Below are 15,123 nucleotides of genomic sequence, written 5' to 3'. Positions count from 1 at the left end.
GGAGTTTTTTATTTTATTTATTAATCATCAATTTTCTTAAAATTTCCGTTTTTATCAAATTTTAATTCAAGTCCATTGTTCAATTTCACTTCAATTTCTTTTCGGTCTCTTTCAATTTTTGTTATTGTAGTATTCGGAAAACTTCTTTTCACATAATTCGAAATTTTAGCTGGAATAAATCCTGTTGGAATAGCATTTCGTTTTCCATCGACTTCTTTCCAAGCTCCGTCTCCATCAAATTCTACTTTTGTTCCATTTGCCAAATACACTTTATATTCTTTCGAAAAATAATCGTCGTCCAACATCACAGAACCAACTTGTTTTACACCAAAATATTTGTTGATAAATTGCTGTCCCATTTTTGGAACTTGGTTATATTTTATTGCTTTATCTTGAGCAAAAGAAATCAACGTTGCACTTAACATGATAACACTTAAAAACTTTTTCATTTTGTTTGATTTTATAATTATTAAGACAAAGTTGCAAAGTGAATTAGGAAAGATTTGGGAATAATTTATTTTTTCAAAATAAATTGATGAAAAGGAAACTCATAATTGTAACGTAACGTCAAATTTTGTTGATTTTTGATAATCGTGTCCACAATCGAAAGCCCCAAGCCATTATTTCCATCACTTGTTCCTTGTTTATAAAAACGACTAAAAATAAGATTCGAATCCAATGTTGCGTTTTTCCCTGTATTCGAAATTATAAATTGATTTGAATCACTTTCTATCTTAATAATTTTCTCATCATTATTATGTTTGATCGCATTTCGAATCAAATTTGAAATTAAAATTCGCGCTAAATCGATATTAAAATCAAGAATAAAATCTGCCTTAAAATTCGTTTCTAATTTAATTTCTTCTGCTTCTAAAATTTCTTCATAATCTTCGATCAAATCTTTTGTCAAAGCTGTAAAATTAACTTCAACATTATTTTTGTATTGATTATTCTCGATTCGAGATAACATTAACAACGATTTATTAAGATTCACCATTCGCCAAAGTGTTTGCTTGGTTTCTACCAAACTCATCACCTCTTTTTCTTTTAAATCTGAATTTTCTATTAGCAAATCAAGTTTGTTTAGCGCAATTGTCAAAGGTGTTTGCAATTCGTGGGAAGCATTTTCGATGAACAATTTTTGTGAATTAAAAACCTCATCATTTCGATTAATCATTCGCTCAATTTCTTTTTGCAAATAAGAAAATTCTTTCACATTCGTTTCGACAAGTTTTGGTTTTTCGTTATTTCCTACTTCATATTTTCTTAATTGAGAAATAATTTGCCCAAAAGGTTTGAAGGCTTTTTTCAATCCAAAATGATTAATCAATAAAATACTAATCAAAATAAAAACATACAACGCAATCAAAGAAATCGATAAATCATAAATCAATTCATCTTCTTCGACTGTTGAGGTTCTTATTTCTAATGAATACGGATGATTTTCTTTGTCATAAAAACCAGTTCTCAATATACGATAAGGTTCCATATCATCATCGTATCCCATGTAAACCAACTCATTCGAAAAGTGATTTCTTTCATCATATTTACTTGGATCAACTTTGGAAATTTTGAATTGACTTAATCCAAATTCGGTTGTATTTAATAAATTCGGATCGCGATAAGCTTCTCGAATAATTTCAATTTTTTGATTCTTTAATCCGTCATCTACATTGTCATAAACTTCATCCAAAATCAAGGAATGAAAAAGAAATGCCCAAATCGCAATAACGATAAGCAACCAAAATGTGAGGTAACGAAATGTATAATTTTTTAGTGATATTTTCATGTTAAATCAACTTATAACCAATCCCATAAACCGCTTGTAAATCGGCTTCAGAATTTGCTTCTTTCATTTTTTTTCTTAGATTTTTTATTTGCGAATAAATAAAATCTAAATTATCAGATAGCTCAATATGATCTCCCCAAACACTTTCTGCTAAAGTTGTTTTCTGAAAAACACGTTCGGGTCTCAACATAAAATAATACAGCAAATCATATTCCTTTCTGTTTAATTTCAGTTCGATATTATTTACTTTTACCAAACGATCTTCGGGAAAAATTTGAATATTTTTATAACTCAAAACATCCTCTCCTTTTTGTAGATTTTTGCGCAAAGCAACTTTAATTCGAGCCAATAATTCAGCAAAATGAAATGGTTTCGCTAAATAATCATCCGCGCCAACCAATAATCCTTCTACTTTATCATCAACCGAATCTTTCGCCGACAAAATAATCACCGAAGTTTCTTTATGAAGATTCTTCAATTCCTTCAACAAAGACATTCCATCACCGTCTGGTAACATCATATCCAATAAAATGCAATCATAATCGAACGAAATTATTTTATCCAAAGCTTGCTGATAATTATCTGCTGTTTCGACAATCATCTTTTCCTTTTCTAAAAACTCAACAATTGTTTCTTGCAATTTTATTTCATCTTCTACGACTAAAATCTTCATAACTTCAGTTTAAATAATTGGTAAAAATAGATAGTAAAATAGGAAAGAATTAGGAAAACTCCTACTTTTATTCTCAAAATTTAAGATTTCAATTTTGAAAAAATATAGCTTTAAAAATGATTATAGCGAAGGTGCTCACCCAGCAATTTTGCAACGATTAATCGATACAAATTTAGAACAAACAATTGGTTACGGCGAAGACGAATTTTGCAATGAAGCAAGAGAGTTCATCAAAAAAAGACTGAAAAAAGATTCAGCAATTCATTTTGTTTCTGGTGGAACACAAGCCAATTTAATTGTAATTTCTTCTATTCTAAAACCACACGAATCTGTAGTTGCAGCCGAAAGCGGGCATATTGCCGTTCACGAAACGGGCGCGATAGAAGCAACAGGACATAAAATAAATACCATTGCGACGGATAATGGAAAAATAACTCCTGAGCAAATTTCGATTATTCTTGCCACACATACGGACGAGCATATGGTAAAGCCAAAATTGGTTTATATTTCTAATTCTACGGAAGTTGGAAGTGTTTATTCAAAAAAGGAATTGCAAAAGCTTTATCATTTTTGCCAAGAAAATAATTTATACCTTTTTGTTGATGGCGCACGTTTAGCTTCTGCTTTAACTTCTTCTAAATGTGATTTAAACTTAGAAGATATGGCAAATTTTGCAGATGTTTTTTACATTGGTGGAACTAAAAATGGTGCACTTTTAGGTGAAGCAATTGTGATAAATAATTTAAAATTGGACGAAGATTTTCGTTATCATATTAAGCAAAAAGGCGGAATGTTAGCGAAAGGACGTTTGATAGGAATTCAATTTTCGGAAATGTTTCGAGATGATTTATTTTTCGAGATGGGAAAACACGCCAATCAAATGGGAGAAAAATTAGCAAATGCTATTTCAGCAAAAGGTCACAACTTTTTGACAGAACCATCTTCCAATCAAATTTTCCCTATTTTACCAAATTCAATTATCGAAAAACTACAACAAGATTTTGAGTTTTATATTTGGCAAAAAATTGATGAACAAAATTCTGCAATTAGATTAGTCACTTCTTGGACAACACCAGAGGAACAAGTAGAAAATTTTATCAAATCAATATAAAAAATAAAAGGATCCATAAATTATTGGATCCTTTTATTTTAATAATAATCTTTCACATTTTTCAAACGCTCTTTCGCGCGTTTATATTCTGCTTTTCTGATTTCTTTTTTACGTTTCATCAAATTTTTATCGTGAGAATAATTACGTTCTATTCGCTTGATATCTCTTTCGTATTCGTCTTCTAAACGCTCTAATCGATCATCAATTCGGTCTTTGTAATAATCGTCACGATGAGAATTTGACCATTTATAACGTTGATTATCGTTTAAGATTTTATCAATATCACGTTGTAAATTGTAAGAAATCTCTCTTTTTCTTCTACCTTTTTCGTAACCAGATAAATTACGATCTCTTCCAACTCTTTCGAAATCTTTACTTGCTTGTTTTTTTAAAGCAATTATTTTATTTTTTTGACTACTTGATATTCCGTAATAATCAGATCTTTCAATTAAAACATCGACATTTCTATTATTTCCATCATTTGGTCTATTTTGCGCATAACTTGACATTGTAAACAACGCAAAACCAAAAATTAAAAACTTCTTCATATTCTAAACTTTCGTTTAGAATAAGCAAAGTCCGTGCTGAAATGAATAAATTATTAAAATTTATATTTAATCAACAACTAATCAATTAATTAAACCTTAGTTTTTTCTAACGCTTGCAAAATATCTTCGATAATATCCACTTTATCCTCCAAACCGACCGATAAACGAATAGAACCTGGCCTAATTCCCAAATCTGCACGTTCTGCATCTGATAATTTTGCGTGAGTTGTAGTTGCTGGATGCGTTGCAATCGATCTCGAATCTCCTAAATTAGACGTATATAAAATCATTTCTAATGCATCAATAAATCTGAAAGCACGTTCTTTTCCTCCTTTCACTTCAAATGTTACGATTCCACCCCCGCCTTTCATTTGTTTTTTCGCCAACTCATATTGCGGATGCGATGGTAAAAATGGATATTTCACATCTGCAATTTCAGCATGATTTTCCAAAGCTTCTGCCAACGCCAACGCATTTTCGCAATGACGATCCATACGAAGTGGCAACGTTTCTAAACTTTTAGAAATTGTCCACGCATTAAAAGCCGACATCGCCGGACCTGTATGACGAATAAAAAACATCATTTCATTGATTAATTCTTCTTTTCCTACAACTACTCCACCCAAAACTCGACCTTGTCCGTCCATATATTTTGTTGCAGAATGAATAGATAAATCAAATCCAAATTGCAAAGGTTGTTGTAAATATGGCGTTGCGAAACAATTGTCAATTGCAAAAATAACATTCGGATGTTTTTCTTTCAATTTTGCCAAAGCTTCTAAATCAAATAATTCTAATCCAGGATTTGAAGGCGATTCTAAGAAAACAATTTTTGTATTTGATTGAATTGCTTTTTCCCAATCCTCGATATTTGGCGTTTCTACATATGTATAAGTTACGCCCCAACGCGGAAATAATTGCGTAATTAATTGATGTGTAGAACCAAAAATTGCACGACTCGATACAATATGATCTCCACTTTTTATATACGAAGCAAAAGATGCAAAAACAGCAGCCATTCCCGAAGCAAAAGCTAAACCTGCATCTGCTTTTTCCAAAGCACAAACGCGATTAATAAACTCTGTTGTATTTGGATTTGCATAACGTGAATAAACCATACCTTGCTCTTCTTCTGCAAAAATTGCACGTCCTTGCTCTGCGCTATCAAAAATAAAACTTGATGTTAAATATAATGGAACCGAATGCTCGCGAGTAGCAGATCTTGGCGCTTGCTCACGAATTATCTTAGACTGATCTTTTTTCATAAGAATCAAAGTTAACGATAGTTTTATTAAGCAAAAAGCTTTTAATAAAGTTTTAAACAGAAATTATTTCTGTTTTCAATCGTTGTTTCGATAATTTGACTGTTTCTAAAAAGATTTTTAGAAATATTTCAGAAACGATTTTAAAACTTTCATTTTCATCACGATTAAAAATGATTAAACGAGTAATTATTCCTAAAATATCATTCAAATTTAATCTCTACCTTTGCAGTCTTATATCAATTTATGTCATTCGAAAATTTAGGATTATCACCATATTTATCAAAAGCAATTACAAAACTTGGATTTTTAAAACCTTTTGAAATTCAGACCGAAACAATTCCATCTATTTTAAAAGGAAAAGATGTGATGGGAATTGCAAAAACTGGTTCTGGAAAAACCTTGTGTTTTGTTGCGCCTTTGCTACAAAAAATTCAGCATCAATCGTACGAAAAATCTCGTAATATAAAAGCGTTAATTTTAGTTCCAACACGTGAATTAGCAGTTCAGATTGAACAAACTTTTGCAGGATTACAAACTGCTTTACGTCGCGAAGTACAAACACAAGCTGTTTATGGTGGAACTTCAATTAATCCACAAATGAAGAATTTATATGGAACTGAAGTTTTGATTGCAACTCCTGGTCGTTTATTGGATTTGATGGATCATAATGCGTTATCATTGGATCAATTGCAATATTTGGTGATTGACGAAGCAGACAAAATGTTCCAATTAGGATTTGGAGATGAGATGAACCGAATTTTGAAAAGTGTTCCGAAAAAGAAACAATCAATTCTATTTTCTGCAACTTTGAATGATAAAATTGATGAAATAAAATCTACATTAAGTATTGATCCAATTGTTGTTGAAATCAAAAAACAAGAAATTGATTTGGAACAAATCGAACAAGTTGCTTATAAAGTTGATGCCGAAACAAAAGGTCCTTTTTTACGTTATTTAATCAAATCTGAAAACTTAGAACAAGTTTTGGTTTTTGTTTCTTCGACACGAACTGCAGATAATTTAGTAGAAAAATTAAAAAAGAATAAAATCTCTGCAATGGCGATTCACAGTAAGAAATCCCAAGGCGCTAGAATGGATAATTTGGAAGATTTTAAACTAGGTGATATTAAAGTTTTGGTTGCAACAGATTTGATTGGACGCGGAATTCATATCGAAGGTTTACCAACTGTTATTAATTACGAATTACCTCGTTCGCCTTTAGATTATGTGCACAGAATCGGGCGTACAGGTCGTGCAAATGCAAACGGAAAAGCCATTAGTTTGATTACAGAAGAAGATTTGCATCATTTCAAAATCATTCAGAAAAAAATGGGTAAAAAAGTTGATTTACTTCCAACTGATAATGTGAATTTACACGGATATTAAAATAAGTTTTAAGTTATGAGTAACAAGTTCTAAGTTTTCTCTGAACTCATTACTCATAATTTTTTAATTAAATCAAGTCCAAAGATATTGTCTAAACTCTATTAATTTTTTCAACATTTGATTATCTTCTTCATATTGATTATTTTCTAAATTATCATTATCGAGCTTACGTTTATTCCACCAATTATATAAGTTTTCAATTTCAATTTTTGCATTTTTATGTTCATCATCATACATCCAATCAACATGACTTGTAAATAAATTTTCTTTTTCAATACAATCGCATAAAATCTGAAAACAAGCATGTAAAATAATCACATCCTTATCTAGCCATTCATCGTTTAATGTTTCTATTTTTAGAAGATTCGAAGGTTTCATTATTAATTTATTTTTTCAAAACTTATCACTCATAACTACTAACTCACAACTTCTAGATATGTGGACCAAGCATATTTTTAGGATCAAGGATTTCGTCCAAACGTTCTTTCGACAATAAACCGTGATCTAAGACCAATTGATATACACCTCCTCCTGTTTCTAAAGCTTCTTTCGCAATTTTTGTACTTGCTTTGTAACCAATGTAAGGATTTAAAGCTGTAACAATTCCAATACTATTTTGTACTTCATTTTTCAAATGTTCTGCGTTTGCTGTAATTCCATCCACACATTCAACACGTAGCGTATTCATCGCATTTGTTAAATATTGAATCGATTCCATAATCGAAAAACCAATTATTGGCTCCATTACATTTAATTGTAATTGACCAGCTTCGGCAGCCATTGTTATTGATAAATCATTTCCAATCACTTTAAAACAAACTTGATTCACTACTTCTGGAATTACTGGATTTACTTTCCCTGGCATAATCGAAGATCCTGGTTGTTTTGGAGGTAAATTAATCTCGAACAAACCTGTTCTCGGACCAGATGTTAACAAACGTAAATCATTACAAATTTTCGACAACTTCACACAAAGACGTTTCAAAGCTGATGAATAATCCACAAACGAGCTTGTATCCGAAGTTGCTTCAACTAAATTATCAGCCAACGAAACATCTTCATTCATGATTTCAGCTATTTTAGTTGTACACAATTGTGCATAACCTGGAACAGCATTCAATCCAGTTCCAATTGCAGTTGCACCCATATTAATTACTAATAATTCGGCAGCAATTCGGTTTAAATTATCAACTTCTTTATGTAATGTATTCGAAAAACCTTCAAACTCTTGCCCAAGCGTCATTGGAACTGCATCTTGCAATTGCGTACGTCCCATTTTTATAACATTACCAAATTGTTTCCCTTTTTTATCAAGTGCCTCATACAACGAAGTTAATGCCTCAACCAAAGGTTTATTCATATTAAATAATGCTAATTTCAAAGCAGATGGATAGGCATCATTCGTAGATTGCGAAAGGTTTACATGATCATTTGGCGAACAAAATTGATACTCTCCTTTTTGTTTTCCTAAATACTCCAAAGCAATATTTGCAATTACTTCATTTGCATTCATATTTGTAGAAGTTCCCGCACCACCTTGTATCATATCGATTGGAAATTGCTCTGTATATTTACCAGCTATTAACTCATTCGAAGCAAAAGAAATCGCATCAAATAATTCTTTCGATAAAATTCCTAATTCGTGATTGGCTTGCGCTGCTCCTAATTTCACAACACCAAGCGCTTTTACAAATTCGGGATAATGTGACAAATAGTTATTGGAAATTTTGAAATTATTAATGGCACGTTGCGTTTGCACACCATAATAAGCCGTTTCAGGAATTTGTAATTCTCCTAATAAATCAGACTCCGTTCTCATTTTATTTATTGTTTGTTATTGACAATTAAAGGTAAGGAATAATCTAGTATCTTTTTGAAAAGCATTTTTCCAAAAAATTTAAAAAATCTATATCTTTAAAACATTAACACAAAAGAGATGAAAGCAGCTCGTTATTATTCATTAGACGTTTTTCGTGGCGCAACTGTTGCGTTGATGATTTTGGTAAATAATCCAGGAACTTGGTCGGCTATGTTCGATCCTTTGGAGCATGCAGAATGGCACGGATGCACACCAACAGATTTGGTTTTTCCTTTCTTTTTGTTTGCCTTAGGAAATGCAATGGCTTTTATGATTCCAAAATTACAACAACAACCTCAACAAATTTTCTGGCAAAAAGTAATAAAACGAACAATTCTAATTTTCGGAATTGGATTATTCATCAATTGGTGGCCATTTTTCAAGTGGGATAATAATGAACTTATTTTCAAAGCATGGAAAGATTCAGAAGAAAGCGGAATCCGAATAATGGGCGTTTTACAACGAATTGCAATTGCTTATTTTTTCGCTTCGGTGATTGCTTTTTATTTTAAACAAAAACAAGTTTTATTGATAAGTTGTGCGATTCTTCTACTTTATTGGGTTTTAACTTTCGGACTTGGAACTTCTACCCCTTATTCATTAGAAGGTTTTATCGGAACTAAAATTGATAATCAATTGCTTGGTTTAGCGCATATTTACAAAGGAGAAGGAGTACCGTTTGATCCCGAAGGAATTTTCAGTACAATTTCTACTATTCCACAGGTTTTATTTGGGTATTTGGTTGGTGATTATATTCAGAAACAAGGAAATATCAATTGGTTGAATCGTCCTTTACCAAAAACTGACAATCCGCAATATAAAATGTTAGCTGGCTTATTTGTTTTAGGAACAATTGCGTTGACAATTGGTTACGTTTGGCAATGGGATTTTCCGTACAATAAAAAGATTTGGAGCAGTTCTTATGTTTTCAACACAACTGGTTTAGCAATTTTGACAATTGGATCAATGATTTGGTTCATCGAAATTTTAGGCATCAAAAATGGTTTCATGAAATTCTTTGATGTTTTTGGAAAAAATCCTTTATTCATCTTTGTTTTGAGCGGATTATTACCTCGATTATTAGGTTTAATCAGAATTGAAGCTGGTTTAAACGACAAAAGAGAAATCAAATTCATTTCACCATTGGGTTGGTTCTACGAAAATGTTTGCGCTAAAATTCCTGGAATTCCAGAAATTGGTTCATTTGTTTATTCGCTAATTTTCTTAGCTTTCTTTTGGTGGTTAGCTTATTTATTAGATAAAAAGAAGATTTATATTAAAGTTTAAAAGTCTTGAGTAGTAAATTATAAGTTTTTAGAAGAGATGTCTCGATTCCTCGACATGACATTAATTATCAGCCTAGATTGGATTTTCTTGTCATGTTGAGCGAGTCAAACGATGTAGAAACATCTAATATTTAGAAAACAATCTTACTTATAAAAATTATTTCTAAACCTTCTTATAAACAGCATAAAACTGATAAAAGTGCTGAATATTTTCAACATCAAAAATAATTTGTTTCCATTGATTTAATTCCAAAATCAATTGATTTTCGTGTTGAGTAAACTTCCCAACAAAAATTTCATCATCATTCAAATACAAACCAAACTTATCATTTACCAAATGTAAATTTTCCACTTCCAAATGTTCAAAAAATAAAATAGACGATTCTTCTTCTGTAAAATCGATAGGTGAAGCGATACCCGAAGAATATTCTAACGCAATAAACTGATGCGAATTATAGATTGGAAAGTAAATCGACGGATAATTTTCTATATTAGAAAATAATTCTTTTTTTAACTGAATTATTTCTCGTGATAAAAAAGGAATCGCGCTCAAATTTTTAACATTTCGTAACATATCAGCTTCCTCAAAATAGTTATCAAAGTGTAATATTTCGTTAACTGTTAAGTTTTTTTCGATCAAATGACTTATTGGAATGCTAAAATATTTAGCAATTTGAGAAATTGTTTCAATTCGTGGCTCTGCACGTTTTTCTTCATAAGATGAAATATTCCCTCTACTAACTTCGAACAAATCAGCAAAAGCCTGTTGAGTTAAGTTCTTAACTTGTCTTAATTTCTTTATATTTTCACCTATTTTTGTCATTATTTAAAATTTTAACACTTTTATTTGCTAATTATTTTAGCAAATTGTTTAATTTTATGGAAACAAATTACAAAAAACACTAATAACAACAAAATGAATTATTTTTCGAAGATTGAAAATTTTATTCAAAACATCAATTACACCATCACTTACAAAGACGAAAAAGAGGGTGTTTTTATGATTGAAAATTTATTGGATGGTGTTCAAAATCTGATTGTAGGAATTGCACCACCTGTTATCATTTTCGAGTTGTATTTATTTACAATTACAAATGATAATCTGGAAATGCTAAAAGCGTTGTTGATGAAAAATCGCGATATCATTCATGGTGCTTTTGCAATAACAGAAGACGGAAAAAAAGTTATTTATCGTTACACACTTCAAATTGCGAATCTTGATCAAAACGAATTTGAAGCAACGTTAAATTCTTTGAGCTTATTGATGAGCGAATATTCTGCTCAATTAATCGAATTTTCTAAACAATAAAACAATATCACTATGAATATTTTCAAACGTATTTTTAGAATTGGACAAGCGGAAATACATTCGGTTGTCGAAAAAATGGAAGACCCAATCAAAATGACAGAACAAGGAATTCGCGAAATGCGCGACGATCTTAATCAATCATTAGAGGCTTACGCAAAGGTAAAAGCAATGGCAATTCGTTCGCAAAATAGCGTCGACAAAAAGAAAGAAGAAGCTGCAGATTATGAACGAAAAGCAATTCTTTTGTTAGAAAAAGCTGAGCGAAATGAAATTACAATTGAACAAGCCGAAAATTTAGCGAAAGAAGCTTTGAGCTTAAAAAATCAATTGTTAGAAGAAATTACTGAATTAGAAAATCAAGTGATTATTCATGAAAAATCTGCAAATGAAGTGCACAAAAACGTTGAGGTTCTTAAATTCAACATTAATAAATGGGAAAATGAATTAACAACATTAAAAGCTCGTGTAAAAGTTGCTGATGCCACAAAACAAGTAAACAAACAAATGGCAAAAATTGATGCGAATAGCACAATTAGCATGTTAGAACGCATGAAAGCCAAAGTAGAAGAAGACGAAGCACTTGCACAAGCTTACGGAAGTTTAGCGGACAATTCGAAAACCGCTGATGACGAAATTAACGAAACCTTGAAAGGTGATTTGATTCAAAATGAATTAGAAGCTTTAAAGCTAAAAATTCAGTCGAAAAATCAAGAATAAATCACTTTTTATAGTGAATTATTTCTATAAAATTTTTAGTAAATTAATCTCTTTTAAAAAATCAAAACTATGGCATCTAAATATGAATACAAAACAATAGAAATAATGCCTAACGCTGGCTTATTTTCTATCAAAATAGATAAAACATTTTTGGATGATTTACTAAATAAATATGGAAATGAAGGCTGGGAATTAATCACTTCCACTCCGCTTTCCATCAACAGCACAACGAAAATTATTTATTATACATTCAGAAGAGCTATTTAACATTAAAAATTAACACTAAATGACCGAAATTTTAGACCTTCTTTTTAATCCATTGGCCAACGGAATTATGACCATTTTGATGGGATTTTCTCTTGTCTATTGGGTATTTCAACTGTTAGCTGGTGACGGAATTGATCTTGGAACAGATTCTGATTTTCATATCGGAGACATCAATGATGTTGATGCCCACCACGAAATTGACGCTGATCACGATGCTGATGCAGACGTGCATCACGAACCAGGTTTTTGGGCAAAATGTTTAGAATTCATCAATGTTGGTAAAGTTCCGTTAATGGTGATTATTACTTTGTTCAAATTTATCAGTTGGGTGATTACCATTATTTCTTCGATTGTTTTTGGATTAAGCAAATTAGGATTGTATTCAGTTTTAATCTTAATTCCGGTTTTCATCATCGCTTATTTTATGATGCATTGGATCACTAAACCATTAGTTAAAATGTATTCAGAATTAGGTTATCATGGAGAAGAAGAAACTGATTTTATCGGAAGAGTCGGAAAATCAAAATCTAAAATCACAGGAGATAAAATAGGCTCTGCGGAATTTCAAATCGAGAAAGATATTATTACGCTTAACATCAAAAGTCAAAATGGCGAAGAAATTAATTTTGGAGATACCATTATTATCACCGACGAATCGCCTTCAAATCATTATTATTTCGTCATCAAACATATAACCTTAAACAACATTTAACACTATTATGACACTAATATTTCAACTTACTTCGTTTCTTATCGAAGAAATTTTAATCTTAATTATTCACTAAATCAATCAAAATATAATAAAAATCTCATGACAAATTTTATTCTTTTAGCAGTTGGTGTTATCGTTTTCATCTTTATTGCTTTCATCGTCGTTTTAAGCGTTTTCTATAAAAAAGTTCCGCAAGGAAAAGCCATCGTTCGTACTGGTGTTGGTGGATCGCAAGTAGCTTTCAACAAAGGAATGTATGTAATTCCTGTTTTCCACAAAATGGAAATTATGGACATTTCGATTAAGAAAATTGATATTACTCGTCAACAACACGATGGTTTAATTTGTAAAGACAACATTCGTGCAGATATCAAAGTTGCATTTTTTGTTCGCGTTAATAAATCGGTGAATGATGTAATCAATGTTGCACAAAACTTAGGAACAGAACGAGCATCAGAACCAGAAACATTAAAAAGTATTTTCGAAGCAAAATTCTCAGAAGCTTTAAAAACAGTTGGAAAAAAATTCGATTTTATCGAATTATACGAAGCTCGTCGCGAATTTAGAGATGAAATTTTAAATATCATCGGAACAGACTTGAATGGATATATTTTAGATGACTGTGCGATTGATTATTTAGAACAAACTGAATTACAATTCTTGAGCCCTGATAATATTTTAGATTCGGAAGGTATTAAAAAAATCACGGAATTAACGGCTCAACAAAATATGAACGCCAACTTAATTCGTCGTGAAGAAGAAAAAGTAATCAAAAAACAAAACGTTGAAGCGCGCGAAGCAATCTTAGAATTAGAGCGACAATTAGCCGAAAAAGAAGAGCGTCAACGCAGAGAAATCGAAAATATAAAAGCGCGCGAAGAGGCAGAAATTGCAAAAGTTCGCGAAGAAGAACGTCTAAAAGCTGAATCTGTTCGTATTACAACAGAAGAGCAATTGGCGGTACAAGAAGAAAATAAATTGCGTCAAATTATTATCGCAGAAAAAAATAAAGTTCGTACTGATGCAATCGAAACGGAACGCGTTGAAAAAGATCGTGCATTAGAGCAAACAGAACGTGAGCGAATTGTGACTTTAGCTCAGATTGATAAAGAAAGGTCTATCGAAGTTGAGAAGAAAAATATTCAAGGCGTTATCAAAGAACGCGTTCTTTTAGAAAAAGGCGTGATTGAAGAGCAACAAGGTGTGAAAGATGTTGAAGTTTACCGTGAAGTTGAGCGTCAGAAACAAGCCGGAATTATTGCTGCATCGCAAGAAGCGGAAGAGCGTTTAATCGAAACTGTAAAAGCTGCGGAAGCGGCAAAAATTGCGGCAGAGCAAGAAGCTGCTCGTCAAGTTATCGAAGCAGATGCACAAAAACAAGTTGCAGAACGCAAAGCGCAAGAGTTATTAATTGATGCGGAAGCTAAAAAAGAAGCTTCTGCAAAAGAAGCTGAAGCTCGTAAAATAATTGCTGAAGCACAAGCAAAAGAAGAAGCTGCAATTGGTCTATCTGAAGCAGAAGTAATGGTTGCAAAAGCAGAAGCAGAAGAAAAACAAGGAACTGTAGAAGCATCTGTTATCGAGAAAAAAGCAGAAGCGTTACGTAAAGAAGGCTTAGCACAAGCAGAAGTTGTTCGTGAAAAAGCATTAGCAGAAGCAAAAGGAATTGAAGAAAAAGCAGAAGCTATGAAGAAACTGGACGGTGTTGGAAAAGAGCACGAAGAGTTCAAACTTCAATTACAAAAAGAAAAAGATATCGAATTGGCTCATATCAACATTCAAAAAGATATTGCTGGAGCCCAAGCTGAGGTGTTATCAAATGCATTGAAATCTGCGAAAATTGACATTGTTGGTGGAGAAACAATGTTCTTCGAAAATATTGTGAAACAAGTTTCGAATGCAAAAGGTTTCGATCATTTAATCGACAATTCGAAACATGCAACAGATATCAAAAATGCATTGATTGACGAAGATGGCGGAAGCGATTTAGCTGGAAAAGTGAGAAGTCTTGCCGATAAATATGGCATTTCATCAAACGACATCAAAAACTTAACAATTACTGCGGCATTAATTAAATTACAGCAAGCTGCTTCTGCTTCTGGAAACAGCGAAGACACAGGATTTATAAATTCTCTTTTCGGAATTGCGAATCAGTTAGGTGTTTCAAATAAAAAAATAGGTTAATCCATTAAACAATAATAG

The 15,123-nt window shown here is 31.8% G+C and carries 16 protein-coding genes; 8 read left to right on the top strand and 8 right to left on the bottom strand.

Annotation, left to right across the window (positions count from 1 at the left end; translation table 11 throughout):
• Positions 1-20: 20 nt before the first annotated feature.
• From B4E59_RS07385 to B4E59_RS07375, 3 genes are all read right to left on the bottom strand, one after another.
• Positions 21-449, bottom strand: a complete 429-nt coding sequence (locus tag B4E59_RS07385) for a PepSY-like domain-containing protein (protein ID WP_114997745.1) — start codon at positions 447-449, stop codon at positions 21-23.
• Between the two features lie 65 nt (positions 450-514).
• Positions 515-1,789, bottom strand: coding sequence for a sensor histidine kinase (gene porY, locus B4E59_RS07380; protein WP_221854498.1), 1,275 nt, complete (start codon positions 1,787-1,789; stop codon positions 515-517).
• Position 1,790: 1 nt separating this feature from the next.
• On the bottom strand, positions 1,791-2,462 hold the full coding sequence (locus B4E59_RS07375; protein WP_221854497.1) for a response regulator transcription factor: 672 nt from the start codon (positions 2,460-2,462) through the stop codon (positions 1,791-1,793).
• Between the two features lie 94 nt (positions 2,463-2,556).
• Between B4E59_RS07375 and B4E59_RS07370 the strand changes: the two genes are divergently transcribed.
• Positions 2,557-3,573 carry a threonine aldolase family protein gene (locus tag B4E59_RS07370; RefSeq protein ID WP_280036984.1) on the top strand — a complete coding sequence of 339 codons (1,017 nt, stop codon included), beginning with the start codon at positions 2,557-2,559 and terminating at the stop codon, positions 3,571-3,573.
• A 38-nt stretch (positions 3,574-3,611) separates the two neighbouring features.
• Here the strand turns inward: B4E59_RS07370 and B4E59_RS07365 are convergent, their stop codons facing one another.
• A complete protein-coding gene (locus B4E59_RS07365; protein ID WP_286475725.1) occupies positions 3,612-4,121 on the bottom strand; it encodes a hypothetical protein in 510 nt (169 codons plus the stop codon).
• A gap of 89 nt (positions 4,122-4,210) precedes the next feature.
• A complete protein-coding gene (locus tag B4E59_RS07360; RefSeq protein WP_280049430.1) occupies positions 4,211-5,386 on the bottom strand; it encodes a trans-sulfuration enzyme family protein in 1,176 nt (391 codons plus the stop codon).
• A gap of 243 nt (positions 5,387-5,629) precedes the next feature.
• Between B4E59_RS07360 and B4E59_RS07355 the strand changes: the two genes are divergently transcribed.
• On the top strand, positions 5,630-6,772 hold the full coding sequence (locus B4E59_RS07355) for a DEAD/DEAH box helicase (RefSeq protein WP_286495891.1): 1,143 nt from the start codon (positions 5,630-5,632) through the stop codon (positions 6,770-6,772).
• Positions 6,773-6,844: 72 nt separating this feature from the next.
• On the opposite strand, the gene B4E59_RS07350 is transcribed toward B4E59_RS07355, so the two are convergent.
• Complete coding sequence (locus tag B4E59_RS07350; protein WP_114997765.1) at positions 6,845-7,150, bottom strand: hypothetical protein; 306 nt, start codon at positions 7,148-7,150, stop codon at positions 6,845-6,847.
• 52 nt (positions 7,151-7,202) lie between these two features.
• Positions 7,203-8,600: an aspartate ammonia-lyase gene (gene aspA, locus B4E59_RS07345; RefSeq protein ID WP_114997768.1), complete on the bottom strand. Its 1,398-nt coding sequence runs from the start codon at positions 8,598-8,600 to the stop codon at positions 7,203-7,205.
• Positions 8,601-8,708: 108 nt separating this feature from the next.
• On the opposite strand from aspA, the gene B4E59_RS07340 reads away from it, so the two are divergent.
• Positions 8,709-9,917, top strand: coding sequence for an acyltransferase family protein (locus B4E59_RS07340; RefSeq protein ID WP_286495890.1), 1,209 nt, complete (start codon positions 8,709-8,711; stop codon positions 9,915-9,917).
• A gap of 162 nt (positions 9,918-10,079) precedes the next feature.
• On the opposite strand, the gene B4E59_RS07335 is transcribed toward B4E59_RS07340, so the two are convergent.
• Positions 10,080-10,739, bottom strand: coding sequence for a helix-turn-helix domain-containing protein (locus B4E59_RS07335; RefSeq protein WP_286495889.1), 660 nt, complete (start codon positions 10,737-10,739; stop codon positions 10,080-10,082).
• A 93-nt stretch (positions 10,740-10,832) separates the two neighbouring features.
• On the opposite strand from B4E59_RS07335, the gene B4E59_RS07330 reads away from it, so the two are divergent.
• The 5 genes from B4E59_RS07330 (at position 10,833) to B4E59_RS07310 (ending at position 15,105) form a co-directional block, all read left to right on the top strand.
• A complete protein-coding gene (locus B4E59_RS07330) occupies positions 10,833-11,225 on the top strand; it encodes a type III secretion system chaperone family protein (protein ID WP_219034890.1) in 393 nt (130 codons plus the stop codon).
• 12 nt (positions 11,226-11,237) lie between these two features.
• A complete protein-coding gene (locus tag B4E59_RS07325) occupies positions 11,238-11,942 on the top strand; it encodes a PspA/IM30 family protein (protein ID WP_125350044.1) in 705 nt (234 codons plus the stop codon).
• Positions 11,943-12,011: 69 nt separating this feature from the next.
• Positions 12,012-12,209, top strand: coding sequence for a DUF4177 domain-containing protein (locus B4E59_RS07320; RefSeq protein ID WP_125350043.1), 198 nt, complete (start codon positions 12,012-12,014; stop codon positions 12,207-12,209).
• 19 nt (positions 12,210-12,228) lie between these two features.
• Positions 12,229-12,921 carry an OB-fold-containig protein gene (locus B4E59_RS07315; protein WP_125350042.1) on the top strand — a complete coding sequence of 231 codons (693 nt, stop codon included), beginning with the start codon at positions 12,229-12,231 and terminating at the stop codon, positions 12,919-12,921.
• A 99-nt stretch (positions 12,922-13,020) separates the two neighbouring features.
• Positions 13,021-15,105 carry a flotillin family protein gene (locus tag B4E59_RS07310; RefSeq protein ID WP_221856601.1) on the top strand — a complete coding sequence of 695 codons (2,085 nt, stop codon included), beginning with the start codon at positions 13,021-13,023 and terminating at the stop codon, positions 15,103-15,105.
• Positions 15,106-15,123 lie beyond the last annotated feature (18 nt).

Origin of the sequence: Empedobacter sp. UBA2044 (genome assembly GCF_002333005.1) — a bacterium.
Taxonomy (GTDB): Bacteria; Bacteroidota; Bacteroidia; order Flavobacteriales; family Weeksellaceae; genus Empedobacter; species Empedobacter falsenii_B.
Note: the sequence above shows the minus strand (reverse complement) of the source record. Positions and strands in the feature narration are given on the sequence as shown.

What these genes read in the sequence shown, in the direction of transcription:
- porY (WP_221854498.1), bottom strand. Translation starts at nt 1,789, where the DNA reads ATGAAAATATCACTAAAAAATTATACATTTCGTTACCTCACATTTTGG.
- B4E59_RS07355 (WP_286495891.1), top strand. Translation starts at nt 5,630, where the DNA reads ATGTCATTCGAAAATTTAGGATTATCACCATATTTATCAAAAGCAATT.
- B4E59_RS07315 (WP_125350042.1), top strand. Translation starts at nt 12,229, where the DNA reads ATGACCGAAATTTTAGACCTTCTTTTTAATCCATTGGCCAACGGAATT.
- B4E59_RS07320 (WP_125350043.1), top strand. Translation starts at nt 12,012, where the DNA reads ATGGCATCTAAATATGAATACAAAACAATAGAAATAATGCCTAACGCT.
- B4E59_RS07385 (WP_114997745.1), bottom strand. Translation starts at nt 449, where the DNA reads ATGAAAAAGTTTTTAAGTGTTATCATGTTAAGTGCAACGTTGATTTCT.
- B4E59_RS07360 (WP_280049430.1), bottom strand. Translation starts at nt 5,386, where the DNA reads ATGAAAAAAGATCAGTCTAAGATAATTCGTGAGCAAGCGCCAAGATCT.
- B4E59_RS07350 (WP_114997765.1), bottom strand. Translation starts at nt 7,150, where the DNA reads ATGAAACCTTCGAATCTTCTAAAAATAGAAACATTAAACGATGAATGG.
- B4E59_RS07310 (WP_221856601.1), top strand. Translation starts at nt 13,021, where the DNA reads ATGACAAATTTTATTCTTTTAGCAGTTGGTGTTATCGTTTTCATCTTT.
- B4E59_RS07325 (WP_125350044.1), top strand. Translation starts at nt 11,238, where the DNA reads ATGAATATTTTCAAACGTATTTTTAGAATTGGACAAGCGGAAATACAT.
- B4E59_RS07330 (WP_219034890.1), top strand. Translation starts at nt 10,833, where the DNA reads ATGAATTATTTTTCGAAGATTGAAAATTTTATTCAAAACATCAATTAC.
- B4E59_RS07335 (WP_286495889.1), bottom strand. Translation starts at nt 10,739, where the DNA reads ATGACAAAAATAGGTGAAAATATAAAGAAATTAAGACAAGTTAAGAAC.
- B4E59_RS07365 (WP_286475725.1), bottom strand. Translation starts at nt 4,121, where the DNA reads ATGAAGAAGTTTTTAATTTTTGGTTTTGCGTTGTTTACAATGTCAAGT.
- B4E59_RS07375 (WP_221854497.1), bottom strand. Translation starts at nt 2,462, where the DNA reads ATGAAGATTTTAGTCGTAGAAGATGAAATAAAATTGCAAGAAACAATT.
- B4E59_RS07340 (WP_286495890.1), top strand. Translation starts at nt 8,709, where the DNA reads ATGAAAGCAGCTCGTTATTATTCATTAGACGTTTTTCGTGGCGCAACT.